The sequence below is a fragment of the Bradyrhizobium sp. MOS001 genome (assembly GCF_004634465.1).
Lineage (GTDB): Bacteria > Pseudomonadota > Alphaproteobacteria > Rhizobiales > Xanthobacteraceae > Bradyrhizobium > Bradyrhizobium barranii.
This window is the reverse complement of sequence record NZ_SPVJ01000051.1, coordinates 28,452-53,884: the sequence shown is the minus strand read 5'-3', so window position 1 is coordinate 53,884 and position 25,433 is coordinate 28,452. Positions and strand designations below refer to the sequence as shown.

25 protein-coding genes are annotated in these 25,433 nt (G+C 62.7%); 11 read left to right on the top strand and 14 right to left on the bottom strand.

Going from position 1 to position 25,433, the window contains the following annotated elements; all coding sequences use genetic code 11:
• Positions 1-50: 50 nt before the first annotated feature.
• Positions 51-398 carry a hypothetical protein gene (locus CT676_RS36775; RefSeq protein WP_193560931.1) on the bottom strand — a complete coding sequence of 116 codons (348 nt, stop codon included), beginning with the start codon at positions 396-398 and terminating at the stop codon, positions 51-53.
• A gap of 80 nt (positions 399-478) precedes the next feature.
• Between CT676_RS36775 and CT676_RS45565 the strand changes: the two genes are divergently transcribed.
• From CT676_RS45565 to CT676_RS36760, 3 genes are all read left to right on the top strand, one after another.
• Positions 479-1,495, top strand: a complete 1,017-nt coding sequence (locus CT676_RS45565) for an integrase core domain-containing protein (protein WP_135216581.1) — start codon at positions 479-481, stop codon at positions 1,493-1,495.
• 171 nt (positions 1,496-1,666) lie between these two features.
• Positions 1,667-3,583, top strand: coding sequence for an adenylate/guanylate cyclase domain-containing protein (locus tag CT676_RS36765; protein ID WP_135216580.1), 1,917 nt, complete (start codon positions 1,667-1,669; stop codon positions 3,581-3,583).
• A gap of 738 nt (positions 3,584-4,321) precedes the next feature.
• Positions 4,322-4,726: a recombinase family protein gene (locus CT676_RS36760; protein ID WP_135216579.1), complete on the top strand. Its 405-nt coding sequence runs from the start codon at positions 4,322-4,324 to the stop codon at positions 4,724-4,726.
• 642 nt (positions 4,727-5,368) lie between these two features.
• Here the strand turns inward: CT676_RS36760 and CT676_RS36755 are convergent.
• Positions 5,369-5,569: a hypothetical protein gene (locus tag CT676_RS36755; protein ID WP_084301864.1), complete on the bottom strand. Its 201-nt coding sequence runs from the start codon at positions 5,567-5,569 to the stop codon at positions 5,369-5,371.
• Between the two features lie 177 nt (positions 5,570-5,746).
• On the opposite strand from CT676_RS36755, the gene CT676_RS36750 reads away from it, so the two are divergent.
• A complete protein-coding gene (locus tag CT676_RS36750; RefSeq protein WP_135216578.1) occupies positions 5,747-6,298 on the top strand; it encodes a DUF2235 domain-containing protein in 552 nt (183 codons plus the stop codon).
• Entirely contained in the window at positions 6,213-7,253 is a 1,041-nt protein-coding gene (locus tag CT676_RS36745) for a DUF2235 domain-containing protein (protein ID WP_167768288.1), read from the top strand. The genes CT676_RS36750 and CT676_RS36745 overlap by 86 nt, the downstream gene beginning before the upstream one ends.
• 337 nt (positions 7,254-7,590) lie before the next feature.
• On the opposite strand, the gene CT676_RS36740 is transcribed toward CT676_RS36745, so the two are convergent.
• Complete coding sequence (locus CT676_RS36740) at positions 7,591-8,295, bottom strand: alpha/beta hydrolase (protein WP_244623386.1); 705 nt, start codon at positions 8,293-8,295, stop codon at positions 7,591-7,593.
• Positions 8,296-8,753: 458 nt separating this feature from the next.
• Here CT676_RS36740 and CT676_RS36735 point away from each other — a divergent pair, with 458 nt between their 5' ends.
• Positions 8,754-9,761, top strand: coding sequence for an alpha/beta hydrolase (locus CT676_RS36735; RefSeq protein WP_135216575.1), 1,008 nt, complete (start codon positions 8,754-8,756; stop codon positions 9,759-9,761).
• 162 nt (positions 9,762-9,923) lie between these two features.
• On the opposite strand, the gene CT676_RS36730 is transcribed toward CT676_RS36735, so the two are convergent.
• The 11 genes from CT676_RS36730 to CT676_RS36680 all read right to left on the bottom strand — a co-directional run bounded on the left by CT676_RS36730 (position 9,924) and on the right by CT676_RS36680 (position 19,348).
• A complete protein-coding gene (locus CT676_RS36730) occupies positions 9,924-10,961 on the bottom strand; it encodes a 5-methyltetrahydropteroyltriglutamate--homocysteine methyltransferase (protein WP_135216574.1) in 1,038 nt (345 codons plus the stop codon).
• Positions 10,962-11,002: 41 nt separating this feature from the next.
• Positions 11,003-11,872, bottom strand: coding sequence for a fumarylacetoacetate hydrolase family protein (locus tag CT676_RS36725; protein ID WP_135216573.1), 870 nt, complete (start codon positions 11,870-11,872; stop codon positions 11,003-11,005).
• A gap of 3 nt (positions 11,873-11,875) precedes the next feature.
• Complete coding sequence (locus CT676_RS36720) at positions 11,876-12,535, bottom strand: polysaccharide deacetylase family protein (RefSeq protein WP_135216572.1); 660 nt, start codon at positions 12,533-12,535, stop codon at positions 11,876-11,878.
• Positions 12,536-12,544: 9 nt separating this feature from the next.
• Positions 12,545-13,342, bottom strand: a complete 798-nt coding sequence (locus tag CT676_RS36715) for an ABC transporter permease (RefSeq protein ID WP_135216571.1) — start codon at positions 13,340-13,342, stop codon at positions 12,545-12,547.
• 7 nt (positions 13,343-13,349) lie between these two features.
• Positions 13,350-14,156, bottom strand: coding sequence for an ABC transporter ATP-binding protein (locus tag CT676_RS36710; protein ID WP_225004965.1), 807 nt, complete (start codon positions 14,154-14,156; stop codon positions 13,350-13,352).
• Positions 14,135-14,890 carry an ABC transporter permease gene (locus CT676_RS36705; RefSeq protein ID WP_135216569.1) on the bottom strand — a complete coding sequence of 252 codons (756 nt, stop codon included), beginning with the start codon at positions 14,888-14,890 and terminating at the stop codon, positions 14,135-14,137. Before CT676_RS36705 ends, CT676_RS36710 begins: the two co-directional genes overlap by 22 nt.
• A 2-nt stretch (positions 14,891-14,892) precedes the next feature.
• The gene (locus CT676_RS36700) at positions 14,893-15,852 is read right to left on the bottom strand and encodes an ABC transporter substrate-binding protein (protein WP_135216568.1); all 960 of its coding nucleotides are present in this window, start codon (positions 15,850-15,852) and stop codon (positions 14,893-14,895) included.
• Between the two features lie 51 nt (positions 15,853-15,903).
• Entirely contained in the window at positions 15,904-16,632 is a 729-nt protein-coding gene (locus tag CT676_RS36695; RefSeq protein ID WP_071915391.1) for a GntR family transcriptional regulator, read from the bottom strand.
• Between the two features lie 69 nt (positions 16,633-16,701).
• A complete protein-coding gene (locus tag CT676_RS36690) occupies positions 16,702-17,535 on the bottom strand; it encodes an N-acyl homoserine lactonase family protein (RefSeq protein ID WP_135216567.1) in 834 nt (277 codons plus the stop codon).
• A 21-nt stretch (positions 17,536-17,556) separates the two neighbouring features.
• Positions 17,557-17,943 (bottom strand): carboxymuconolactone decarboxylase family protein, encoded by a 387-nt coding sequence (locus tag CT676_RS36685; protein ID WP_027575101.1) that lies wholly within the window; start codon positions 17,941-17,943, stop codon positions 17,557-17,559.
• Positions 17,944-17,971: 28 nt separating this feature from the next.
• A complete protein-coding gene (locus CT676_RS36680) occupies positions 17,972-19,348 on the bottom strand; it encodes an MmgE/PrpD family protein (protein ID WP_135216566.1) in 1,377 nt (458 codons plus the stop codon).
• A 226-nt stretch (positions 19,349-19,574) separates the two neighbouring features.
• Here CT676_RS36680 and CT676_RS36675 point away from each other — a divergent pair, with 226 nt between their 5' ends.
• From CT676_RS36675 to CT676_RS36655, 5 genes are all read left to right on the top strand, one after another.
• The gene (locus CT676_RS36675; protein ID WP_135216565.1) at positions 19,575-20,468 is read left to right on the top strand and encodes an NAD(P)-dependent oxidoreductase; all 894 of its coding nucleotides are present in this window, start codon (positions 19,575-19,577) and stop codon (positions 20,466-20,468) included.
• Positions 20,469-20,498: 30 nt separating this feature from the next.
• The gene (locus CT676_RS36670; RefSeq protein WP_135216564.1) at positions 20,499-21,893 is read left to right on the top strand and encodes an MmgE/PrpD family protein; all 1,395 of its coding nucleotides are present in this window, start codon (positions 20,499-20,501) and stop codon (positions 21,891-21,893) included.
• A 112-nt stretch (positions 21,894-22,005) separates the two neighbouring features.
• Positions 22,006-22,941 (top strand): branched-chain amino acid ABC transporter permease, encoded by a 936-nt coding sequence (locus CT676_RS36665; RefSeq protein ID WP_135216563.1) that lies wholly within the window; start codon positions 22,006-22,008, stop codon positions 22,939-22,941.
• A gap of 2 nt (positions 22,942-22,943) precedes the next feature.
• Positions 22,944-24,716, top strand: a complete 1,773-nt coding sequence (locus CT676_RS36660; RefSeq protein ID WP_193560930.1) for a branched-chain amino acid ABC transporter ATP-binding protein/permease — start codon at positions 22,944-22,946, stop codon at positions 24,714-24,716.
• Complete coding sequence (locus CT676_RS36655) at positions 24,703-25,410, top strand: ABC transporter ATP-binding protein (RefSeq protein ID WP_014496464.1); 708 nt, start codon at positions 24,703-24,705, stop codon at positions 25,408-25,410. The genes CT676_RS36660 and CT676_RS36655 overlap by 14 nt, the downstream gene beginning before the upstream one ends.
• The last annotated feature ends 23 nt before the right edge of the window (positions 25,411-25,433 follow it).

Here is a 25,433-nt window from a genome sequence, read left to right as displayed (position 1 = left end):
TGAGAAGGCAGATGTACGGTCGCGGGAAAATCGATCTCCTTCAGGCCAGGCTAATCGGTGCAGAATAATCGGAGCTGCACCAAAATTGCGTCAGAGCCAATATTGCAGGCCGAATGACAATCAAGCCCTCGCAACGCGCGTAGCGCTTCCACGAGAGGTCCCATCGTCCAATCGGCAGCTATGGCGCTGATGCGGCCGACGAGTTGGTCGCGCCGTTCCAGGGGTGTCAAAACTGCTTCTAGATAGTCCTGGAAGACAATCTGGTGCGCGGGCTGATCGAATGTCTGGCCTGCAAGCCACGAGCGGTGTCGTTGAGTCCAGTGTTTGCCGGTATCGTAGGCGCGGCCGTGGCGCAGCAAAAATGCCAGCAATTGCTGTCGCGCCCGCATGAGGTGCATCGATGCGTCTATCCGAGCCCTGTGTGTACCGAAAACCTCATCCGGGTTGAAGACACAGTGGAATCGCCTAAGCTGGCGGGATGATCGGGCTGCTCTGGTTCGTGCTGGCCGTCCTGACCTCGCCATTCAAGTCCAAGTTGCGGCTTGAGGCCGAGAACACGGTGCTTCGACATCAGGTGATTGTCTTGAGGCGCAGGCTGCATGGTCGCGTCCGGCTCACCAGCCATGATCGCTGGTTCTTTATCCAGCTGTATCGCTGGTTTCCATCAATCTTGCAGGCTTTCACGATCATCCGGCCTGAGACGCTCCTGCGTTGGCATCGGGCCGGCTTTCTGTGTTACTGGCGTTGGAAATCGCGCCCATTGGGAGGGCGACCGCCGATCGACATGGAGTTGCGCGTATTGATCCGGCGGATGAGCGTCGAGAATCCGCTTTGGGGCGCGCCACGCATTCACGGCGAATTGCTTAAGCTCGGGTTTGAGGTCGCGCAGTCGAGCGTCGCCAAGTACATGGTCAAACGACGGCAGCCACCTGGCCAAGGATGGCGAACCTTCTTGTGTAACCATGCGCCGGACATTGCCGCCATGGACTTGTTTGTTGTTCCGACCATTGGCTTCGACCTGCTCTATGCCTTCATCATCGTGCGGCTCGACCGCAGAGACCTCGTCTGGATCAACGTCACAGCAAATCCGACGGCGGAATGGGTTGCACGTCAAATCACGGAGGCATTTCCTTGGGATGAGGCTCCGCACTATCTCATCCGCGATCGGGATCGGATCTACGGCACCGTCGTCACACGACGATTGCGCGCCATGGGCATTCGGGACAAGCCTATTGCACCGGCCTCACCCTGGCAGAACGGCTTTGCCGAACGGTTGATCGGATCGATCCGGCGTGAGTGTTTGGATCACATCATTGTCCTGAGCGAGGCGCATCTGTGCCGGATTCTGAAATCCTACGCCGATTACTATAATAATTTCAGAACTCATCGATCCTTGAACAAGGATGCGCCGGTTTCTCGTCCGGTTCAGCGAACAGGAAGCATCAAATCACACGCCATCCTCGGCGGACTTCATCACCACTACGCCCGAGCTTGAATTTTCGGTACACACAATGTACGGACACAAGTTCGAACATCTTGCGAGGTCCGAAAAGGGCCCAATTACGGACTTTAGCCCGGCTGCTGGAACGGCTGAAGCAGTGCTATACGAACCTCGGGATTTCTCAGCCGATCCGTCGTACAGTATCTATGGGTTGGACTGCGAGCCATGGTGCAGGAACCGCGAGGTCGGGTCGTGCGTAGGTTGTCGGCGATTTTGGCCGCCGACGTGGCTGGCTATTCGCGGCTCATGCACAATGACGAAGAGGCTACGCACGCCAAACTGGCCGCGCTTCTAGCGGACGCTGTAGAGCCAGCAATCGCGGACCACGGGGGCCACGTCGTGAAAAATACAGGCGACGGGTTCTTGGCGGAGTTTCCGAGCGCTGTCGAAGCGGTCCGAGCTGCTTTACAGTTCCAGGCCCGCATCAAGGAACTTACAATCGGTGAGGTGGAAGACAGGCGCATTGCTTTCCGTGTGGGCATTAATATCGGCGACGTAATCGTAGAGGCTCATGACATCTTTGGTGACGGCGTCAATATCGCGGCTCGGCTCGAGGGCATCGCGGAACCGGGCGGCATCTCCATCTCATCTTCCGCCTATGATCAGGTACGCGGCAAGGTCGCGGTCGAGTTCAGCGATCTGGGCGAGCGTAGCCTCAAGAATATCGCACGTCCGGTACGGGCCTATTCCGTCATCCGGGATGGATTGGGCGCGGGGACACTCTCTCGTCATGCCGATACGACATTACACGCCGTAACAGCAGGCCAAAAATGGCGCATCACCCGCATGGTGGCGGCTGTTGTCGTCCTGCTGATGGCGGTCAGTGGTGTGGCTTGGTACTGGCGTGGAGAGATGGACCCAGGCGCTCATCTCCATCCGGCCGCTCATCTTTCCATTGTAGTGCTCCCGTTCGCCAATCTCAGCGGTGATCCGGAGCAAAATTACTTCGTCGATGGCGTGACCGAGAGCCTGACCACGGACCTGTCGCGCATCGGTGGCTCCTTCGTAATCGCGAGGAACAGCGCGTTCTCGTATAAGGGAAAACCAATCGACGTACGGCAAGTTGGCCGCGAATTGAACGTCCGCTACGTGCTCGAGGGCTCGGTGCAGCGTGGTGGCAACCGGCTTCGGGTGAACGTGCAGCTGATCGATGCGGAAAGCGGCAAACATCTTTGGGCCGAGCGTTTCGAAAAGCCCGTCGCCGACCTTTTCGATTTGCAGGACGAAATCTCATCGAGGCTCGCCAACACATTGGGCGCCCAACTCGTTGCAGCCGAGGCACGACGAGCGGAACGCTCACAGCATCCCAGTGCACTGGACCTAGTCTTTCAAGGTTTTGCCGCGCTAAACAAGGAGCCGACCCCTGAGCACATGACCCAGGCGCGCGGCTTTTTCGAACGTGCTTTGGCAATCGAGCCCCAAAGTGTTGGAGCGCTCGTCGGCACGGCCATCGTCGATCTGACAATGGGTTCCTCCCGGTTAACGGACGACCGGTTGGCACGGCTTGCGACAGCCGAAGCTACTGCGATCAAAGCTCTTTCACTAGCTCCGAACAATGCGACGGCCCACTTGGTCTTGGGTATCGCCTATACTTTAACAAACCGCGCGGCTCAGGGGATTGCTGAATGCGAGCGGGCATTAGCGCTTGATCGCAATTTGGCTGAAGCTCATGCCAATATCGGTTTAGCCAAGTACTTTATGGGTCGCGCTGCCGAGACCGAAGGCCACATAGTCGAGGCTCTCCGTCTCTCCCCTCGCGATGTCTCTGCCTTCAGGTGGATGTTTTTTGTGGGCGCAGCCAAGCTACAGCTCGGTGCGGATGCAGAAGCCGCCGATTGGTTACGACGAAGCATTGAGGCCAATCGCACGTATCCTCTCGCCCATTTTTGGTTCGCCGCTGCCTCGGGTTTGCTCGGCGCACGGGATGAGGCGCGAAACGCTGCAAAGGCGGGGCTAGCGCTCGATCCAGGCTTCACCATCCGTCGCGTGCTCACCGGCCAATCAAGCTACAATCCGACTTTCGTTGCTGGGCTCGAGCGGCTGTGTGTAGGCTTGCGCCTCGCCGGCGTACCAGAAGGCTAATGTCCCGTGTCGGTCCAACTCGGTCGTAGCGCAGGCCACTGCGACGTCCGCTTCGCACGCACGGCTGGTGTGGTAGTCCCCAAGGCGCCCACAGTGCGCAGGACCCGAGCACCCTAGGAACACCAAGCCTCACGTCGGTCCCCGCAAAAAACCGTTTACATCTCGCTGCGGTGAAGCTGAGGGAGCCGCAGGAGAGCCGCACAGTGCGGGCCGCTCGGGTAGCTTGTAGGAACGCGAAGGATTTTCACGCGCTCACAGGGGCACCTGAGGGCAAACGGGCTTCATGGAGGCTCTTTTATCCCTTTCCCTTACGCACAATAGACGGGGCGGTGAGAAACCCATGCCCAAATGGGCATGTAGTGTTTGGGCAGAACGTCAAAATTCCGCGTCTTCGCCTCCGTCATCGGGATCAAAGGGCCTCTCGGTCTCCTCAGTCCACTCCGCCATCAACTGTGCGGGTAGGTCATCTGCCAGCTTCGCCAAGCCAACGCCGTGATGTCGGGATTACTTGCAAGCCTCCCGGCCAACTTGGTCTCTCAAGGGCGGCGACGATTTATCGGCTTGCTGCTCCCACCAGTAGTGTATCGGCATCGGGAGATCCTGCGATGGAAGCAGCGCCAGACACGCGCGGCAAATTATTAATCGCTTGGGGCCGTTGGGCCTACTTGAATACGGCCCGTCCTGGGTGGGCCACAGGGTCTCGTGGGTGTGGAAGATAACTGCTTCGCTCGGGACCTCATGGTTCAAGAGGTAGGGTTCGCGATGCTCAAGGCGCGGGGCATCGATCTGATCGCCGCAAATAGTCCAACGTCATTCCTGGACGACACCCCGACCGCTCGTCTGATCAGGCAGGTTCTCGGCGCTATCTCTGAGTTTGAGAAGGCGATGCTGGTGGTAAAACTAAAGGGTGCCCGGGATCGTAAGCGGCGCACAGGTGTCAAAGTCGAAGGGCGAAAGTCGATTGGCGAGGAGCGGCCAGAGACCGTTGAGCTTGCGCGCAGGCTGGCACGTGCGAGGCCCAAGGGAGGCAAACGCTCCCTAAGAGAAATCTCGGCCGCCCTTGCCGAAGCTGGACACACCACAAAGATGGGCAAGCCGTACGCGCCAACCGCGATCAAGCTGATGCTGGCACGAAGTTCGTGACGACTGCTCAGCACGGCAATACGGGAAGACGCCCAATGACAGCCACATCCGCAATGCCATTTGTAGCGCCTTTTGTATTTTAGGCGGCGCAAAATAGGTCAGGTCTATCAATAAGATGCTGAGAAAGCGGAGTTATCCGCAACAGTGGTACAGTTGGGTGGGCTCGAACCACCGACCTCCTGTTCCACAGAACGAAGGTCAAGATTAGACCGCACCAATTTCGCACCAGAAACAGCGCTAGCGAAACGCCACGAACGCGATCCCTCCGAACGAAAAAGCAGAAAAATCAACGAAGGCGATCGATATTCTGCGGCTCATAACGGTCTGGTTGCTGGTTGAAGGCGTGCCGCAAACGTCGGGAGATCGTTCGCCCTCGATTTGACTAGCCTCTTTAACCCTGCGGCTTTGAAGCCGCCATTACTTCGAACGCTCGACCGCCGCGTGATAGCTTCGCCACTAGACGGGCTTTTTCTGCTCAGCCTTCCAGGGCGTTCTTTTAGTCAACCGCCAACTGCGGCTGCCCAGCTGAAATCATAGTGAGCGCTCAACAACTTCATTGCGACGACAGCAACGAGAACGCAGATGATTTGCAACAACGTTCTGGTGGAGAACACTCTATTGAGGAGCGCCATAATGCCGCCTTTAGCGCTGGTGACCGAGTCGGATTCCAAGCTTGAGTGCCTTTTGGCGGAGTGAGCCTTCGGAGCGCTTTGTGAGCTTCGCGATTTTTGCAACGGGCGTCTTTGCTTTCGAATGAGCACGCAGCTCTTTCACGTCCGCCTTTGTGTATTCACGGCGCACAGTTTTCTTCTTTGTAGCCGTCTTCTTTGCGTTCTTCGCCACTTTTAGCTCCTCGATTCGAGAGTGGGCGTACTAGCACAGCCGCATTGAGGCGCAACTCTCGATCAGTTGACTCTGAACCCTGGTCCGGGCGCGCTGTCAGCAAGTGGGCCAGCTCAGAGTTGGGCTTCAATCTGTGATATAGATTGGCTTTTGGCGCACTTTTGAGGGATGGTGTGAATGCCGAAGAACATTGTGATCTTTTCCGACGGCACAGGTCAGGCCGGCGGCATCAATTTCGACGAAGCGCGGACAAACGTTTACAAGCTCTACCGCGCCTGCCGCGTCGGCCCGGACACGAAGGTCGAACCATCCGAACAGGTCGCCTTCTACGATGCCGGTCTCGGTTCTGCGTCTGATGGCGGTCATTTCAAGATTGGCTGGATGCGATGGCTGTACAATCTCGCCAGCATGGCGACGGGCCTCGGGATCACTCGGAACATTGTCGATTGCTACGCCGCTATCATCGCCCTGTATGAGGAAGGCGATCGGATCTTCCTGATCGGTTTCAGCCGGGGCGCCTACACGGTCCGATCGGTGGCAGGGGTCATGACTTATTGCGGCGTCCCTCGCCATATGCCCGATGGCTCGCCCTTGCGCCGCGATCCAAAGAGCATCCACAAGCTGGCCGAGCATGCGGTCAAGGATGTCTATCAATTCTGTCCATCCTACTCCCGCAAGATACCGTCGGTTCCTGCTGGAGACTCGAGATGCAATCGCTGCACAATTTAGACAGCAGTACGGCAGTACAACCACCGTCAACGGCGCCGAGCACGCTAACGTTTTTCCCTACTTCATCGGCGTGTTCGATACCGTCGCCGCCCTCGGCCACAAATATCTGGGCGCGGTGCTCGTGACCGCTGGCAGTGCGCTCCTGATCGGTTTGCACTGGCTCGGTGGCTTCCTTCAGCCGGTCTTTCCATGGGCCGGATGGGTGGCCTGGATTCTGAGCTACCTCGGCATCGCCACAGTGCTGATTGTTTTTCTCATGAACTATCTGAAGATCGCGCCATCCTTGCCCGGCTATGGATTCTGGAAGCGCCTTCAGACCGTGCATCTCGCTCCGCCGAAGCACAAATTCTACGACACGACCCTCAATCCCAACGTGGGCTACGCCAAACATGCGATCTCGATCGACGAGAACCGCGCCGATTTCAAGCGCGTCGGCTGGTCGCCCACGGCCGAGAAGCAGGACAAACGAGACGCGCACGGCAATCTTTACTTCGAGCAGGTCTGGTTTCCGGGCGTGCACGCCGATGTCGGCGGCGGCTATATCGAGAACGAGGCTCGGCTCTCAGACGTCGCGCTCAATTGGTTGCTCGCCGGAGCTTCGCTCATTCCGGGCGGCCTGAAACACGACGGCAGTGTGCTACGGCTGTCGCCCAATGCCGCGGGTCCCCAGCACAATGAGCAGGCGGGAGGCTTCCTCAAGGCCGGAGTTCGTGAGCTGCCGATTGATCCCGAGACGGAAGAATCGAGATCACCGATGCACAAATCGGTCTATCGGCGTTTCGAGGCGGCGGCCGTTCTTCTCTACGATCGCATCGCAGCCTACCGGCCGGACAACATGAGGGTCCACGTCGACTTCGAGCACTATTTCGATGGGAGCGCAGCGCAGCTGCCCCAATGCGTCGCCGATGACATTGAACAGAAGTGGGAAGATGCCGGCCATGTCGGGCAGCTCTGACCCAGATACACGTGAGGAAGCAGTTCTGTCGGGCAGCCATCGAGACGCCGTTGGCCTCCGACGAGACAAGGAGAACACATCACAATGCCGAGAGTGGGCTCGCTACCCGGCCGTCAAAAACACCGTTTGAAAAACCGTTTTAGTTCGGCCTTCTCAAACGGTTTCTCTTGCTAAGGTCTTGATTTATATGGTGGGCGCACCAAGGCTCGAACCTGGGACCCGCTGATTAAGAGTCAGCTGGTGACTCCGTCCAGTTGTTTGCACAAGCCGAGGTCGCGAAGCCTATTGGAAAAGATGCCAATGGCACGTTCAACCATATCGCGCCGATAGCGACAGTTCAGCCGTGTTGCTGCGTGGCGTTCGGACCTGCGTTGGCGACGGCCTCGCGTATCATTCCGGCGACCAGCTTCGGCGCGGTGATCGGCGATGCATGATCGACTTTCTCGGAGCGAACCTGCGCACCCATCCGTCGTGCCAGGAATAGCTGTGTCGCCGGATTGATCATTCGATCCTCCTCGGCGACCAAGTACCACGACGGCTTTGCCTTCCAGGCCGCTTTCGGCGCCTTTTCCTGGATTGCCGCGACGGCAATGGGACGCTGGATCGCAGCAAGGAGCGCAGCCTGCTCAGGTCGGGCATGCTGGCACCAGGCTGCGCCAAACCGGTCGTTCGGCATCCAGAGGAAACCATGACTGTCGGGGGTGAGTTTCGGCGCCTCCGGCGACGGCTTGTCGCGATAGAACACTTGCGCGACTGTTTCGCCTTCGTCGGGAGAGAGAGCCGAAATGAAGACCAGCGACCGCACTCTCTCCTGCGTGACCGCACCTATGACGGCGCCGGCATAGGCATGCGCGACAAGGACAACCGGTCCGTCGGTCCGCTCCAGCGCGCGTTCAAGCGCCGCGACATCATCCGATAGCGAAGTGAGCGGAATCGGCGCCGCCATCGTCTTCAATCCCTCGGACTGCAGCAGCGTGATGACGTGCGCCCAGCTTGAACCGTCGGCCCAGGCGCCGTGGACGAGAACGACGGTGGCGTCCATCCCCGCCGCTTCCGATCTTCCATTGACGTCGCGGACGACCTTCTTGCTCACTCGGGCATTTGCAACCGCGGGCGCGATCACGCCGAATTGTGCTGCAGCAACTGTCGTTGCCGCAGCACCAACGAAACGCCGGCGATCGTGGTTGATTTCGTCGGACATGGATCCTCCATTGCTCTGGCGGCTTGCGTTGACGCACCTCCGCCTACCCTGACCTCCCGCCATTCGGCGACGCGACCAAATTGGTTACAGGCGGAGGATCATTCCAGCGATCACTTCCCGACTGCTCCCCGCCTCTGCCCCATCGCGCCAGCCGGATGACCGAAATCATCAGCACGAACGGTTCAGAGACGCTAATCCTGCGAAAGCGCGTTTTCACGGAGGTGCTAACATGTCTCACCGCGTCGTCATTGAGGGGGCGTTTGCCAGGAGCATCGCGCGAACCTCGAAGGACCTCAGGGATGACAGAAAAGACAAAGATCAAGCGCCGCACCTTCGTCCAGGTGATGACCGCTGCATCGAGCGCCGCTCTATCACTGTCGCTTCTACCGCGACGCGCGGCCGGCCAATCCCCAAACAACTCCACCTCGAACGCTTCCGATCTCTTCGAGACAAAGGAGATCAAGACCGATGACAACACCATTTTCATCAGGCGCTACGGGAGCGGATCGCCACTGCTCATGGTCCATGGATTTCCTCGAACCAGCCTGATGTGGCGTCATGTCGCGCCGCGCCTCGCCGGTAATCGCACGGTCATCTGCGTCGATCTTCGTGGATATGGCCGCAGCGGCGTTCCCGCATCCACGGAGGATCACTATCCCTATACAAAGCGGGCGATGGCGAATGAGCTTGTCGCCGTGATGGATAAGCTTGGCTTTTCCAAATTCGATCTGGTTGGACACGATCGCGGCGGTCGCGTTTCCTACCGCCTTGCGCTCGATCACCCGGAGAAGGTGCAGCGTCTCGCAGTGTTTGACGTGCTGCCGATCTCGGAAGCCTGGGGCCACGCCGACGCAAAGTTCGCCATGACCTACTGGCCATGGAGTCTACTCTCGCAGAAAGCACCGCTTCCGGAAAAATACCTGATCGGTGCGCCGGACGCGGTATTCGACAATGCCTTCGGCCAGGGCTCATTCGGCCCCGAAGTGAAAGCGGAATACACCGAAACCTATCGCGATCCGGCTCGGGTGCATGCGATCTGCGAAGAGTACCGCGCGGCCGCAACCCTGGATATCGAGCATGACAAGGCGGACCAGAAGGAAGGGCGGCGCATTAAGTGCCCTATGCTGCACCTCTGGGCCTCCGGCGGGCCGCTCGATACATTCTACGAGCAGAATGGCGGCGCATTGGGAATTTGGAAGAAGTGGGCCGACAACGTACAAGGTCGGGCCGTCAAGGGCGGTCACTTCTTTCCTGAGGAAAACCCCACCGACACAACGGAGCTTCTAACCAAATTCCTGTCGGCTTGAACGGCGGCCGCACCTCCGCGGCGATGTCGTCCTCGCCAATGAGGACGAATGTTCAACGCGGTGAAACTGGCCTTTGAGCCGACGCCCGCGCAGATTTCGACCAGTCTGGCCATGGCCAGGCGATGGCCGGCGAACGAACCATCCTCGCCGGCCCAGCTTTGTTCAGCCGATCTCCCGCCGGACCATGGCCGCCGCATCGCACATCGCCTTCAGCTTTCCGAAAGCGGTTGCGCGCGGCATGTACTTCATGCCGCAATCGGGCGCCGGGACCAGGCGGTCCGGCGAGACGTATTTCAGGCCGTTGCGGATACGGGCGGCAACAGTGTCGACGCTCTCGATCGCGGGATCCGCGAGGTCGAGCACGCCGAGCATGATCTTCTTCGACGACAGGTCCTTGAGCACGCCGAGGTCGAGCTTCGGTTGCGCGGCCTCGATCGAGATCTGGTCGGCAATGGTGTCGTCGAGCTCGGCGAGGAAGGAATAGCCGGCCGGCTTGTTCGAGCCCGGCACGACCGCGGCATAGCCGAAGCAGAGATGCACGACGGTCGGCACCGTGATGCCCTGCAGCGCGCGGTTAATTGCCTTAACCGCATAGCGCTTGGCGAGGTCCGGATTGTTGCGCACCCAGGGCTCGTCGAGCTGGATCACATCCGCACCTGCCTTTTGCAGATCGAGCGCCTCGGCATTGACGGCCTCGGCCAGGGCCATCGCGAGCTCCTCCTCGTCCTTGTAGAACTCGTTCTTGGCCTGCTGGCTCATGGTGAACGGGCCCGGCAGCGTGATCTTGGCGGCGCGATCGGTGTTCTTGCGCAGGAACTGCATGTCGTGCAGCTCGACCGGTCCCTTGCGCTTCACGGGACCCACGACGCGCGGCACCGGGGTCTGGGTGTTGCCGGTGCGCGCCACGATCATCGCGGGATTGTCCCCGTCGATGCCGTCGAGCGCGGTGGCGAAGCGGTTGGAGTAGCTCTCGCGGCGGATTTCGCCGTCGGTCACGATGTCGACGCCGGCGCGCTCCATGTCGCGGATCGCGACGATGGTCGCATCGTCCTGCGCCTCCTCCAGATGCTCCGCCGGCAACCGCCACATGTCGTGCAGGCGCGTGCGCGGCACCACCTTCGACAGCATGGCGCGATTCACCAGCCATTCCGGCTGCGGGTAGCTGCCGACCACCGTGGTCGGCAAGATGTGCGTTGGCATGGGCACGGGATTCTCCTTCTTATTGTTATAGAGCGCGGCTCTCAGGCCGCGCGCGTCGCCGTGGCCGATCCCTCGTCCTTGACGGGGTTGCGCAGGATGCCGATGCCGGAGATCTCGATCTCCACGACGTCGCCGCCCTTCATCCACAGCGGCGGCGTGCGATAGGCGCCGACGCCGCCGGTCGTGCCTGTGACGATGACATCGCCGGGCGCAAGCTCGGTGAACGTCGAGCAGTAAGCAATCAAGGCCTGCACGTCGAAAACGAGATCGGAGATCGGGGCCTTCTGCACCTCGACACCGTTGAGCCGGGTGATCAGCGTCTGCTTGGTCACGTCGGTCAATTCGTCGGTTGTGACCATCCAGGGCCCGAAGCCGCCGGTGCCGGCAAAATTCTTGCCCGGCGCGAATTGCGAGGTGTGGCGCTGCCAGTCACGGATGCTGCCGTCATTGTAGCAGGCATAGCCGGCGACATGGCTGAGCGCGGCATCGCGTGAGATGCGGCGGCCGGCCTTGCCGATGATGACGGCCATCTCGCCCTCATAATCGAAACGCTCCGATTCCAGCGGCCGGATCATCGGCTGGCCATGGCCGACCTGGCTGTTGGCGAAGCGGGTGAAGATCATCGGATGCGCCGGCGTCGGATGGCCGCTCTCGGCCAGATGCGTGGCGTAGTTGACGCCGATGCAGAAGATCTTGTCGGGATCGGGTACCGTCGGCAGCAGCGCGACATCCTGCAGCGCGTAATCGGGCTTCTCGCCGGCGAATTTCTTGAGCTCGTCGAGCGATCCCTTCGCCAGCAGCGCCTTCAGCGTCGGATAGGCCTTCAGGCGCTTGCCGGCATCGATGACGCCCTTGTCGGTGACGATGCCATAGCTCGCGGTGCCGGCGATCGTGAAGCTTGCAACTTTCATCAGTCAAACACTCTCTTCGATGGAGGAAACATAGTCGTTGATCGGAAGCGCGATCTCGCCGTTGCGGATCGGAACGCATTGCGGCGGGAAGTCCTTGCGGAAGCGGGCGCCGGCCGCCTCGGCAGCGTCGAGGAAACGCTCGAGATGGTTCATCGCGCCAGTCGGAAGATCGTGCAGCACCATCAGCGTCCAGGGCTGCCGGCTGCACTGGTCGAGTGCGCGCTCGGTCCAGCCCTCGGGGTCGTCCCAATCGCGCGGGATCGCATTCCAGAGCACGCAGCTGTGCTTGTTGCGGGCGAGATAGTCCACGACGGAGGATTTCAACAGCCGCGCATCAAGATTGCCGCCGCCGCCGAACGGCCGGAACCAGCGCTGGGGATGCGCGAGATCGGAGATCGCAGACTGCGTGCGCCCGATTTCGTTCTCTGCCGTCCAGCGATCCGCCTGCTCACCGAGCGGAATGGTGTGCGTAAACGTGTGATTGCCGATCCAGTGCCCCTCCCCGTGCGCACGCGCCGCAAGGCCGCGCCGCGCGGGATCAGCGAGCTTCTCGCCGATGACGAAGAAGGTGGTCTTGATGCCGCGCTCGGCGAGAATGTCGAGCACACGCGGCGTCACATCAGGATCGGGGCCGTTGTCGAATGTCAGGGTCAAATCGTACACACTGGTACCTCAGGTCGCCGGCTGCATCGCGCCCGACGCGATCTCGTCATTGGCCTGACCGGCGCGCGTGCCGGTCTGCCAGATCGCCGCCTTGCGCTCGATCCAGCGGATCGCGGCGTTGAAGGCGATAGCGAGGAACAGCACGAGCAGCACGCCCGCGAACACGTGCGGACTGTCGAGAATTGTCCGATAGCGCGAGATCAGATAGCCGATGCCGGCCGACGAGATCAGCATCTCCGAGACGACGACGCCGACGATCACCAGCGCGCCGCCGACACGTAGGCCCGACAGCACGGTCGGGATCGCGGCGGGGATGATGACTCGCACCAGCCGCTGGCTCAGCGTGGCGCCCATGCTGCGTGCCGCGAGCAGGAGCTGCGGGTCGATGGTCTGGATGCCGGCGGCGGTGGCGAGCATCGTCGGCAGGAAGCCATAGATCGAGGCGAACGCGATCTTGGACTCCGAGCCAATGCCGAGCCACACCGTGAAGACGGGATAGAGGATCACGAGCGGCACCGCATACAGGCTCGACACCATCGGCATGATCAGGACGCGCGGACGCGGCAGGCTGCCGACGATGGCACCGAGCAGGATGCCGCCACCGCAAGCGAATGCCATGGAGATTACGACCTCGTAGAGCGTCACCGCGAGCGCATGACCGTATTCGGCGGCATCGGTCCGTCCGGCGATCAGCGTCGACGACAGCGACGGCAGGAACAGCTCGGGAATGAGACCGGTGCGCGGCAACAGTTCCCACAGCGCGATCAGGCCGATCACGATCAGATATCGCAGCGTTTTGGCGCTCATCTCCGCCTCACGCCGATTTGCGGATGTGCCGCCAGATGCGGTCGCGCAGCGCGCCAAAGGCGTCGCCGCTCAGCATCTCGTAGGTGCGGGGCCGTGGCAGCTGGACCTGGAGATGGTCGACGATGCGGCCGGGCCGCGCCGACATCACGATCACCTCGTCGGCGAGATAGACGGCTTCGGTGAGGCTGTGCGTGACGAAAACGACCGTCTTGCCGGTCGCAGCCCAGATCCGCAGCAGCTCGTCGCCCATGGTCATGCGCGTCTGCTCGTCGAGGGCGGCGAACGGCTCGTCCATCAGCAGCACTGGCGGGTCCTGCACCAGCCCGCGCGCGATCGAGACGCGCTGCTTCATGCCGCCGGACAATTCGTGGGGATGACGCCTGCCGAAGCCGTCGAGGCCGACCAGCTTGAGCGCGTCCTGCGCCTTGGCGCGGCGCTCGGCCTTGGGCACGCCCCGCAGCGCCAGCGGAAACTCGACATTGTCCTCCGCCGTCAGCCACGGGAACAAGCTCGCTTCCTGGAACACCACGCCGACCCTGTCGGGGTCGGGCTGAAGGATCGGCGCGCCGCTGATGGTGATCGTGCCGGAGGTCTGCTGGCGCAGGCCCGCCATCATCATCAAAAGGGTCGACTTGCCGCAGCCGCTCGGGCCGACCAGGACGACGAAGCGGCCGGGCTTGACCTCGAGCGAGACGCCCTCCAGCGCGACGACGTCCTGCGACCGGGTCTTGAAGACCTGACCGACGTTCTTCACCTCGATCGCGCCGGCCCGCGCGGCGGGCTTCAACGGGGTCACGTTCGCCAATGGCTGCATCGCGTTTCCACCCATCTGACAAGCTCGTTGAAGGTCATGGCGATCGCGGCGACCATCACGACGCCGGCGAGGAGCTGCTTCATCTGGAAGTTCTCGCCCCAGGTCGCGATCTGGTGACCGATGCCGTCACGCGAGGCGTACATTTCGGCCAAAATCACGCCGGTGAGGTTGAAGATCATGGAGATCCGCAAGGCCTCCAGCAGCACCGGCAGCATGCTCGGCAGATAGACCCGGAACGCAGTCTGCATCGGCGTGGCGCCGTATGAACGCGCCACTGTCAGATGCTCGACCTTGACCGATTCCACCGCCGTGGTGGTCGACATGATCACGATGAAGATCGTCGAAAAGAAACCGAATCCCACCTTCTGGGCAAAGCCGACGCCGAACACCAGGATGAACATCGGCAGGAAGATCGACTTCGGGATGCTGAAGGCAAAGAACAAAAGCGGCTTGGCCACGTCCGCAAAGTAGCGGTTCTCCGCGACCAGGAAGCCGATCACCGCACCGAACGGCATGGCCAGCGCGAACGCGGCCAGCACCTCGGTCGCGGTCACCATCAAATCCTTCTGCACCGCCGCGCGCTGCAGGAGATCGCCGAGCGTTGCAAACGTGTCGGACGCCGACGGCAGCAGGCGCGGATTGACGATGCCGGTGCGCGACAGCACCTCCCACAGCGCCAGGACCGCGATGATGATCGCGATCCGCGCAAGGTTGATGACGAACGTGCTTTGCATCGTTACGGCTTGGTCGGGACGGGCTTGAACTTGGCCGAGATCACGTCCTCGACCGGCACGATGTCCTTGAGCCCGCCGAGCTTGGCGAGGTCGAGCGAGAGCTGCACGGCCGCATTGACGTCGGCCGCGCCCATGTCGCCGCTGGTCTCGAGCTTCATGATCGTGTTGTCGTACTCAAGGCCCGCGATCTCCGGCGGCATTTCATAGAGCTCAGCGATCAGCTTGACGGTGACGTCGCGGTTGGCGCGCATGAACGCGACCGCACCATAGAGGGCGTTCACCGCCTTCTGCACCATCTGGGGCTTGGCCTCGGCGAATTTGTCGAGCACGATCCAGCCCGCAGTGAGGTTCGGCGGGACCGCGGTCGCGTAATCGAGGATGGGCTTCGCCTCGCCGGACTTCGATATCTGGAAGCTCAGAGGCGAATAGACCACGGCCGCCTCGACATTTCCGGCCAGCAGGTTCGGCACCAAGCCACCGCCGCCGACGGGAACGCGCGTAAAATCGATCTTCTTGTCCTGGATGGTCCACAGCGCGAGCAGGTCGGAGCCGGAGCCGGCCGCGGTGATCGCCACCTTCTTGCCGTTGAGGTCCTTGACGTCGAGCGTCGACTTGGTCGGGACCATCAATTGCCAGCCGAAATTGCCCATCGCGGCATTGGCGACGATCCGCGACATGACACCCTTCTTGCGTCCGGCGGAGACCAGCGACGGCGGATCGAGAATGATGTCGGCCGCGCCCGCAGCCATGCCTTCGAACGTCTCCGCGCCGCTGCGGTAGATCGTCAACTCCGCCTGGATGCCTTCCTTCTCGAACAGTTTCTGCCGCACCGCCGTCTCGGCAATCGTCGTCGGCCAATAGGTTTTCGTCGGCAGGCCGACGCGGATGGTGTCGGCGGCGCTCGCAGGCCCCGCCAGAATTGCGGCGGCGATCAGCGACATCAACGCGTGATTGATCTTCATTATTGGTTTCCTCCCGGTCTCTGTTTTTTGTGTGCCGGAATTTTCCGGACGTCAGGTCGTACGGCTCACCTCCGCAATGCGAGAGGCGGCGAGCTCGACGAATTCTTTGGTGGTGCCGAAGTGCTTTGACAAGGCGCGAACTGCCGCATCCGCATCGCGCCTGATCACGGCGGCGACGATCGCCTTGTGTTCGGCTTCGACGTTGCGTGGCTTGCCACCGGCCTCTCGCCGGATCGAGAGGCGGCGATAACGCTCGCTCTGCTCGTGCAGCACGTCGCGGAAGCCGAGCAGCCATGGCGAGCCGCACGCGTTGACCAGCGCACGATGGAAGATGCGGTGACGGATCACCCACTCCTCGTAGTGCACGGTCGGATCGTCGGGATAACGATGGGGAACGGCCTTCAAATCCGCCCAGGCGGATTTCACCGATGCGAGCCAGGCCTCATCGCCCCGCTCGATCGAGCGACGGAGCGCAAGCCCCTCGATGTCGATGCGGGTCTGCGTCACGTCGGCAAGATCGGCGAGCGACACCGGGCTCACGCGAAAGCCACGCTGGTCCGACGCCTGCACGAGCCCGTCCGCGACAAGTCGCGACAGCGCCTCGCGCACGGCGGCGAGGCTCACGGAAAACTGTTTGGCGAGCCCCGCGATATGCAGCTTCTGGCCCGGAGGCAGCCGCGTCGCCAGGATGTCGGCGCGCAAACGTTCGTGCAGCGCCGACGTCAGGCTGCGCGGACCATCCCCGGGGCTTCCGGACAACTGGAACTGAAGCGGACCCATGGTCGGATGATTGCAAGGCGGCGGCCGCGGGTCAACAGAAAATCGAAAATCGATTTTTTCTAGCCTAGGTTACGCTACGCCTTGCCCAACGTCCTGGGAATGCACGGCCCTGGATGGCGCCACGTCGAGACGAACCGCTACACCCTTCAAATCCGGGCCTGGCGCCGGGTAGAGCTTCATGACGAGCGGATCATGGCCGGGAACGATATGGTCCGCGTCCGGCGCCGCGGCTCGCAGCTTGTCAAAGCCCACCAGCATGTCACCGACATGAAATGCTGTCGTGAACGGACGCTCGCTCATCATGTTCTCGTAGAAATGACTGACGTCGGAGGCGAGCACGACCGGGCCGCGGCGCGTGTTGACGCGGACGAACTGAAGACCGGCTGAATGTCCGCCGGCCGCGTGGACCGTCAGTCCGGGCGCGATCTCGGCGTCGCCGTCGTAGAACAGCACCCGGCGCGCATAGCTCAGCCGCACGATCCCGCAGACGTCCTCGACCTCGAAGGAATGCGACAGCCTCGGATACTGCATATAGCGCCCGGTGGCGTATGCGAGCTCGCGCTCCTGAAGATGAAACCGCGCATTCGGAAACCGGTCGAAATTGCCGGCGTGGTCGTAGTGCAGATGCGTGAGGATCACATCCTTGACGTCGGCCACGTCGATATCGAACGCGGCAAGCGTCTCCACCGGGCAGCGCAGGAATGTTCGCCTGCGCTGCTTTGCGATTTCGGCGTTGAACCCGGTGTCGATGACGAAGGTACGCCCCTCTCCCTTCGCCAGCCACATGAAATAGTCCATCGGCATCGGTCCGTCATGCGGGTCGCCGCCGATGAAGTGCTCGCTCCGCTGGGCATCCCGCGTTGCATAGCGGATGGCGAAGAGCTCGTATTCCGGGTCAGCCATGGGGCTTCCAATCAAGCGGACTCAGGACCCCGCGTCGACCTCGTTGAAGGCCTCGCGCGCGTTGCGGAAGGCGTCGATGCCGGCGGGCACGCCGCAATAGACCGCGACCTGGAGCAGGATCTCCTTGATCTCCTCCTTGGTCAGCCCGTTCTTCAGGGCGCCCTTGACGTGCAGCTTCAGTTCGTGCGGGCGGTTCAGTGCGCCCAGCATCGCCAGATTGACGATCGAGCGCGTGCGGCGGTCGACGCCGGGCCGCGTCCACAGCGCGCCCCAGCAGAATTCGGTCGACCACTCCGCCATCGTGCGCGTGAACTCGTCGGCACCGGCGATCGACTTGTTGACGTAGTCCTCGCCCAGCACCTCTTTACGAACCTTGAGGCCCTTTTCGAACAGTTCGGTCTTGCTCATGATCGTCCCTTTCCGGTCTTGAGAGATTCTAGTTGGAAATTGTTTGGCGCGACGCCGATGGCGGCCGCAGTGATTGCAGCAGCGCGCCGACGTCATCCGCCGCGTCGAGCCGCCAGACTGCGTCGATGACGCGGTCCGCGTCCCAGTCACTTCGATCGGTCCGCACGCCTTCGCGCAGCTTGGCCTCGAGATCGCCGTCTGTAAGCGGCGCAGCCCGGCTGCCGCGCGGCGAAGTCACGGTCTCTGTGAGAATTTCACCAGACGACAGGCGCAAGGTGACGCGCGCAGCGCCGTCGGGCATCTGAGCATCAAGCTCCGCCCTCACCTTCTGCCGCAGCCGCACGATATCGGGCCGGACCACGGTCTCCTGCGCGAACTCGGCCACACCGGCCGCGCCGAGCAACAGTCCGCAAGCCACGCAATGATGGATGCTGACGCGCGCATCGCGCTCGTTGTTCACGGGGCGATCACCGCGCGCGAGCAGCAGTGCCGAGCCCTGCACTGTCACCGACTCGATCCGGTCAACGCGTCGTCCAATTCGTTCGCGCAACAGCAGGCAGGCGTCGATGACCGAATGGAACACGATGCCGGCGGGATAGGGCTTGTAGGTGCTCTTCGCGATCTCCCAGGTCTTTCCGAGGCCATCGAGCATGCGGGCGAGATCCGGCTCATCCCCCATGGTACGCGCCCAGCCGAGCGGACCTTCGATGGCGTGGGGCGCAGCCTCATAGCCCTGCTGCGCGAGCAGCGCGGCGAACAACCCGTTACGTGCGGCATTGCCGACGCTGACATTCTTGGCGGCGCTTGGCAGATTCTCGACATTGCCGGCCGACTGGCTCGCCGCAAGTCCGATCGCGTTCGCAATCCCTTCCGCGGGCAGGCCCAACAGCTTCGCGCACGCCGCCGCAGCGCCAAAAATCCCGCAGGTCGAGGTGATGTGCCAGCCGCGGGCATAATGACGCGGCGAGACTGCATTGCCGATGCGGCACTCCACATCCACGCCAAGGATAAACGCGGTCAGCACCGCGCGCCCCGTCAGCTTGCGCGTCTCTGCCAGCGCCAATATCGGCGCGGCGACCGGCGCGGCCGGATGGATGATCGTTTCAGGATGCGTGTCGTCGAAGTCGAGCAGATTCGCCGAGATGGCATTGAGAAACGACGCGCACAGCGCGTCCATGGACTGCGAATGGCCGATGATTGTCGATGTCGCGGCGCCGCTGAACGGCGACAGCGTGCGCATCGCGGCCGTGACCACCGGATCGCGTGCGGAGCCGAGCGCGGTCGCAAAGAAATTGAGGATCGATCGCTTCGCCTCAGGGCTCTGCGCCTCCACGTCCGCCCACGACGAGGACGCGACGAAATCGGCGAGCGTCTTGCTCACACTCGGAATTGAAGCTTGCGGCACGCGGGGCGTCTTCCTCGTTTTCCCGGACCATATGACGATCCGCGGCAAACTGTCGACCCCAAATGTTATGCTTGACAGCTTGTCTGACAATCATAACAATCCGGCCCGTTGGCGCGGGATCCCGCTGCCACGACGACGGCGGCCGAGAAGGCCGGCCGGCGAAAGCGTTTGACCAACGAGATCAAGAAGGCGCGCCCGTCACGGGTCGCGCGACAGGGAGTAGACGATGGCGGGAGAGATTCTCGGCGTAATCGGCACGGGCCGCATGGGCGGCCCCATGGCGGGGCGATTGATCGACGCGGGCTATTCGCTCGTGATCTATGACACGCAAGCTGATGCAACCCAGCCGCTGGTCAAGCGCGGCGCGCAGCTCGGCAAATCGCCGGCCGACGTCGCCTCGCGCGCCGATATCGTGCTCGCCAGCCTGCCGACGCCCGACATCGTCAAGGCCGTCACGCTCGGACAAGACGGTATCAGCAGCGGCAACCGCGCCAAGATCGTCATCGATCTCTCGACCTCGGGTCCCGGCGCCGCGAAGATCGTTGCCGAAGGCCTGAAGGCCAAAGGCATGACGCTGGTCGATGCGCCCGTGAGCGGCGGCATCAAGGGCGCCGTCAACGGCACGCTGGCCGTGATGGTGTCCTGCCCGCAGGCGACCTACGAGACCGTGCAGCCGATCCTGAAGAATTTCGGCAAGCTGTTCTACACCGGTGACAAGCCCGGCGTGGCACAGACGGCCAAGCTCGCCAACAACCTGATGGCGGCCGCGGCGCTGGTCATCACGTCCGAAGCCGTCGCGATGGGCGTCAAGGGCGGCGTCAACGCAAAAGTGCTGATCGACATCATCAACGCCAGCAGCGGCCGCAACAGCGCGTCCGAAGACAAGTTCCCCCGCGCGGTGCTGCCCGGCACGTTCGATTTCGGCTTCGCCACCGGCCTTTCCTACAAGGACGTTCGGCTCTGCGTCGACGAGGCCGAGGCCATGGGCGTGCCGATGGTCTGCGGCGCGGTGGTGCGGCAGATGCTCGCGATCACCAACGCCAAGTATGGCGCGTCGTCCGACTTCACCTCGATCGCCAAGGTGCTCGAGGAGTGGGCCGGGGTCGAGATGCGCGGCTGATCACGCAAGCCTTCAGGGAGAGCGATTGCGATGACGATCGGCCCGACCGGATCAGGCAAGGTCTCGCTCGCGCGCCAGATGGCGCGGAGCGTGCTTGCGCTTGATCTTGGAGATTTCGGGCCGGAGGTCGTCGCGAAGGCAAAGCTCTGCCTGCTCGACTTCTTGTCCTGCGCCTTCGAGGCGGGCCAGCATCCCTGGAGCCGTCAGGCGGTTGCGATCGCACAAGCCGGCGGCACTGCAACGATCATCGGGACGTCACAACTCTCCTCGTCGGCCGATGCCGCCTTTGCCAATGCCGTCATGGGGCACGGCCTCGTCCGCGAGGACATGCACGCGGCCAGCATCGCGCACCACGGCGTCGTGATCTGGCCGACGCTGCTCGCGCTGTCGGAGCAGACGCCGCTGCACGGAGCCAGGCTGCTCGCTGCCGCCATCATCGGCTATGAGACCGGCGCGCGGATCGGCCGCGCGCTCCTGACCTCCGACCTCGCACGCCTCTATCGCCCGACTGGGCTGGTCGCACCTCCGGGCGCGGCGCTGGCGGGAAGTTTCGCGCTTGGCCTCTCCGAGGACGCCGCAACCAGCGCCGTCGCGATCGCGGCCAATACGTCCAGCGGGCTGAACGAGTGGCCGCATGCCGGCGGCTCCGACATGTATTTTCATCCCGGCTTTGCCTCCAGCAACGCCATCAAGGCGATCGGTCTTGCCGCGGCCGGCGCATTCGGCTCGGAAACCATACTGGAGGGCGAAGCCGGCCTGTTCGCCGCCTATCGCCGCCAGGCCGCGCCCGACAGCATGACGCTCTTCCCCGATGGCGAGAGCGAGATCATGGCCGTCTACAACAAGCCGGTCCCGGCCTGCAATTTCGCGCAGACCGCGGCCCAAGCAGCGCTTCGCGTCTCGCACGAGCTCGCCAGCACTGAGGAGATCGACCGCGTCATCATTCGCGCACCCGATGCCGCCGTTCGCTATCCCGGCTGCGACTCCATGGGGCCCTATCGCAACGCGCTTCAGGCCAAGATGAGCATTCCCTTCAGCGTTGCTGCGACGCTGACGCGGGGCGAGATCGAGGAAGAGAACTATTCCGAACTCGATGATGCCGACATCATTCGCCTGGTCGCGGTCACCGATCTCGGGGCAGATCCAGGCTTCACCGCCGCCTTCCCCGGCAAGCAGGGCGCAGAGGTGACCGTGCATCTGCGCAGCGGCCGGACGATCCGGCACGCTTTGCCCGACGTCATCGCCGCAACGCCTTCAGATATTCGTGCGCGCTTCCGCGCCGCCGCAACCAGAGTCCTTGGCGACGATCGCGCGCACCGGCTCGAGCAACTCATCGACGGCTGCGAGCAGCTCGGCAATGCCGGCGACATCGCAGCGCGGTGTCGTCTGGATGCGCCGGAACGAGTTTTACGATCGGCATCATAAGAAATGCCAAACAATACGGGGGAAACATGGTCGACCGGGAGACCAGCCTAGCAGTGCCGACGGCGCACAATCGCCAGCAAGCCGGCGCTCGCGCCGCGCGGAGGCGGGGCTGATGGAAGGCTTCTTTCAAGCGCTCGCTGCGGGCCTTTTGATCGGCGCCGTCTACGGCCTGATGTGTGTCGGGCTCGGCCTGATCTTCGGCGTCATGCGCGTCATCAACTTCGCCCATGGCGATTTCATGATGCTCGGCATGTATGCCGCCTTCTATCTCTTCACCGCCGCCGGCATCCAGGCGCTGTTCGGCAACACGGTGGGGCCGTTCGTGGCCATCCTGCTGGCCGGCCCCGTGCTCGCCGTGTTCGGCTATTTCGTCCATCTGGCCCTGATCTCGCGCGTCTCGGGTACACGCACCGCCTCGCTGGAAGGCGAAGGGCATTACGCCCAGCTCATCCTGACGCTCGGCATCGCGCTGATCCTGCAGAATGGCGGCCTGATCGTTTTCGGATCGGTGCTGGCCTCGATCCGTACGCCGCTGTCGAGCTCGGCCTGGGAGCTCGTTCCCTTCTTCGACATCAGCATCTTCCTCAACAAGGCGCGCAGCATCGACGCGATCGTTTCGCTCGCGATCATGATTCTGCTCTCGCTGCTGATCACGCGGACCCGGATCGGCAAGTCGCTGCGCGCCGCCGCCGACAATCCGACCGCCGCGACCTATATGGGCATCGACGTCGACCGCGCGCACCGCACGGCCTTCGCGCTCGGCTGCGGCATCACCGCGATTGCCGGCGGCCTGCTCGCGACCAACTATCCGTTCCACCCCTTCGTCGGCCTCGAATACGTGATCGTCATGTATGCCGGCGTCGTGCTCGGCGGCATGGGCAGCATCATCGGTGCCTTCTGGGGCGGCATGACGATCGGGCTCGTGCAGCAGATGTCCACGCTGATCCTGCCGACGCAATTGCAGAACGCCGCGATCTTCGCCGTCTTCCTCCTCATCATCTTCTTCCGTCCGCAAGGTTTCTTCGGGCGCATGGTCGAGAGGACGTGACCATGCTCCGGATGCGTTCACTGCTGCCTCCCCTGCTCTTCACGCTCGCTTACGCCGGGATCTCACTCGGCGTCACCAACTCCTACTACCAGCTCATCCTGACGCTGGTGCCGGTGTGGGCAGTGTTCGGCCTGTCCTGGAATCTGCTCAGCGGCTACACCGGGCTGATCTCGTTCGGCCACGCCGCTTTCTTTGGGATCGGCGCCTATGCGACCGCGCTCGGGCAGATCTATTTCGATATCTCCCCCTGGCTGCTGATCCCGGTCGCCGCCATGCTCGGCGGCATCGCCGGGCTGCTGATCGGATTCCCGACCTTCCGCCTCCAGGGCCACTACTTCGCGCTCGCGATGCTCGCCTACCCGCTCGCTATTCTCTACGTGTTCGAGTGGCTCGGCTTCCAAGAGGTGACGCTTCCGATCAAGCGCGACGCGCCGATCGCCTATATGCAGTTCTCCGATCCCCACATCTACACGCTGCTGGGGCTTGCGATCATGCTTGCCACCATCGTGCTGACGCAGGTGATCGAGCGATCCCGCTTCGGCATGGCGCTGCTCGCGATCAAGCAGAACGAGGCTGCGGCAGAAGCCGCAGGCATCAACACGCTGGCCTGGAAGCTGCGCGCGATCACGCTGAGCGGCGCGATCGCCGCCGCCATCGGCGGGTTCTATGTGCAGGTGCTGCTGGTCGTGACCCCGCAATCGGTGTTCGGCATGCTGGTGTCGGCGCAGGCGCTCACGGTCGCGATGTTCGGCGGCGTCGGCACGGTCTGGGGGCCGGTCATCGGCTCCGTCATCCTGATCCCACTCGCCGAGATCCTGCACGCAGAGGCCGGTGCACGCATCCCCGGCATTCAGGGCGTCATCTTCGGCCTTGCTATCGTCTGCGTCATCCTGCTCGCGCCGGAAGGCCTGTTCTGGAAACTGCGCGATCTCCTGCGCAAGCGAAATGCATCCAGGGCCACGGCTAGCGTCACTCCGGAAACGGCCGTCGCCAACGTCACGGCGCTGAAGCCCGCCGCGCGGCAGCGTGCGGCCACCGGCGAGGTGATGCTCGAGGTTCGCAACCTCTCGCGCTCCTTCGGCGGACTCAAAGCCGTTCAGGACGTCAGCTTCAAGCTGCACAAGAACGAGATCCTCGGCATCATCGGCCCGAACGGGGCCGGCAAGACCACGCTGTTCAACCTCCTCAACGGCTTCCTGAAACCGAGCGAGGGCGAGGTGCTGATCGACGGCCGCAACATGTCCGGCCAACGGCCGCACGTGATCTGCGAGGCCGGCATCGGGCGAACCTTCCAGGTCATGCGCCCATTCCTGCGCATGTCGATCCTCGACAATGTCGTGGTGGGGGCCTATGTGCGCGCCGGCTCCGACGCGGAGGCCCGCAAGCTTGCCGCCGACGCGGTCGCCCGCGTCGGGCTCTCCGCCGTGGCTAACCGTGTCGCCGGCGAACTCTCGACCAAGGAGCTGCGGCTGATGGAGCTCGCCCGCGCAATCGCCGGCCAGCCCCGCATCCTGCTGCTCGACGAGACGCTTGCGGGCCTCGGCCACGGCGAGGCGGACGAGGTCGTCGCCGTGATCCAGCAACTCGCACGCGACGGCACGACCATCGCCATCATCGAGCACACCATGCAGGCGATGGTCCGCCTGGTCGACAGATTCCTCGTGCTCGACCACGGCGCCGTCATCACCGAGGGCCTGCCGGAAGTGGTGACGCGCGACAACCGGGTGATCGAGGCCTATCTCGGCAAGAAGTGGGTGGGCCATGCTGCGAATTGAGGGACTGAGCGCGGGCTATTCGGCCAAGCCCGTCCTGAACGACGTGTCGATCAATGTCGGCGCCGGCCAGTTCGTTGCGATCGTCGGGCCTAACGGCGCCGGCAAGACCACCCTGTTCAAGACGATCTCCGGCATCGTGAAGCCGAGCGGCGGGGCAATTACGTTCGACGGCGTCGACCTTCTTGCCGTGCCGCCGCCGCAGCGCGCCCATCTCGGCATCGCCCACGTCCCCGAGGGCCGCCAGGTGTTCCCGTCGCTGACGGTGATGGAGAACCTCGAAATGGGCGCGATGACCGAAAGCGGCCGGCGCGACTGGCAGGCCAATATCGAGCGCATCTTCGAATGGCTGCCGGTGCTGAAGGAACGCCGCAATCAGTTCGCGGGTACGATGTCCGGCGGCCAGCAGCAGATGCTCGCGATCGGCCGCGGCCTCGCCTCCTCGCCGAAGCTGTTGATGCTGGACGAGCCCTCGATGGGTCTCGCGCCGTCGACAGCGGACTTCATCTTCGAGCGGCTGATCGATATCCGGCGTCAGTCCGGGCTGACCATGCTGCTGGTCGAGCAGCGCGTCGCGGAAGCGCTGGAGTCAGCCGACCACGGCTATGTCCTCGAAGCCGGACACGTCGTGCTCGAAGGCAACAACGACACGCTGCGCGCCGATGATCGCGTGCGCAAAGCCTATCTCGGCATGTGACGAACAAAAACAAAGAGCAGGGA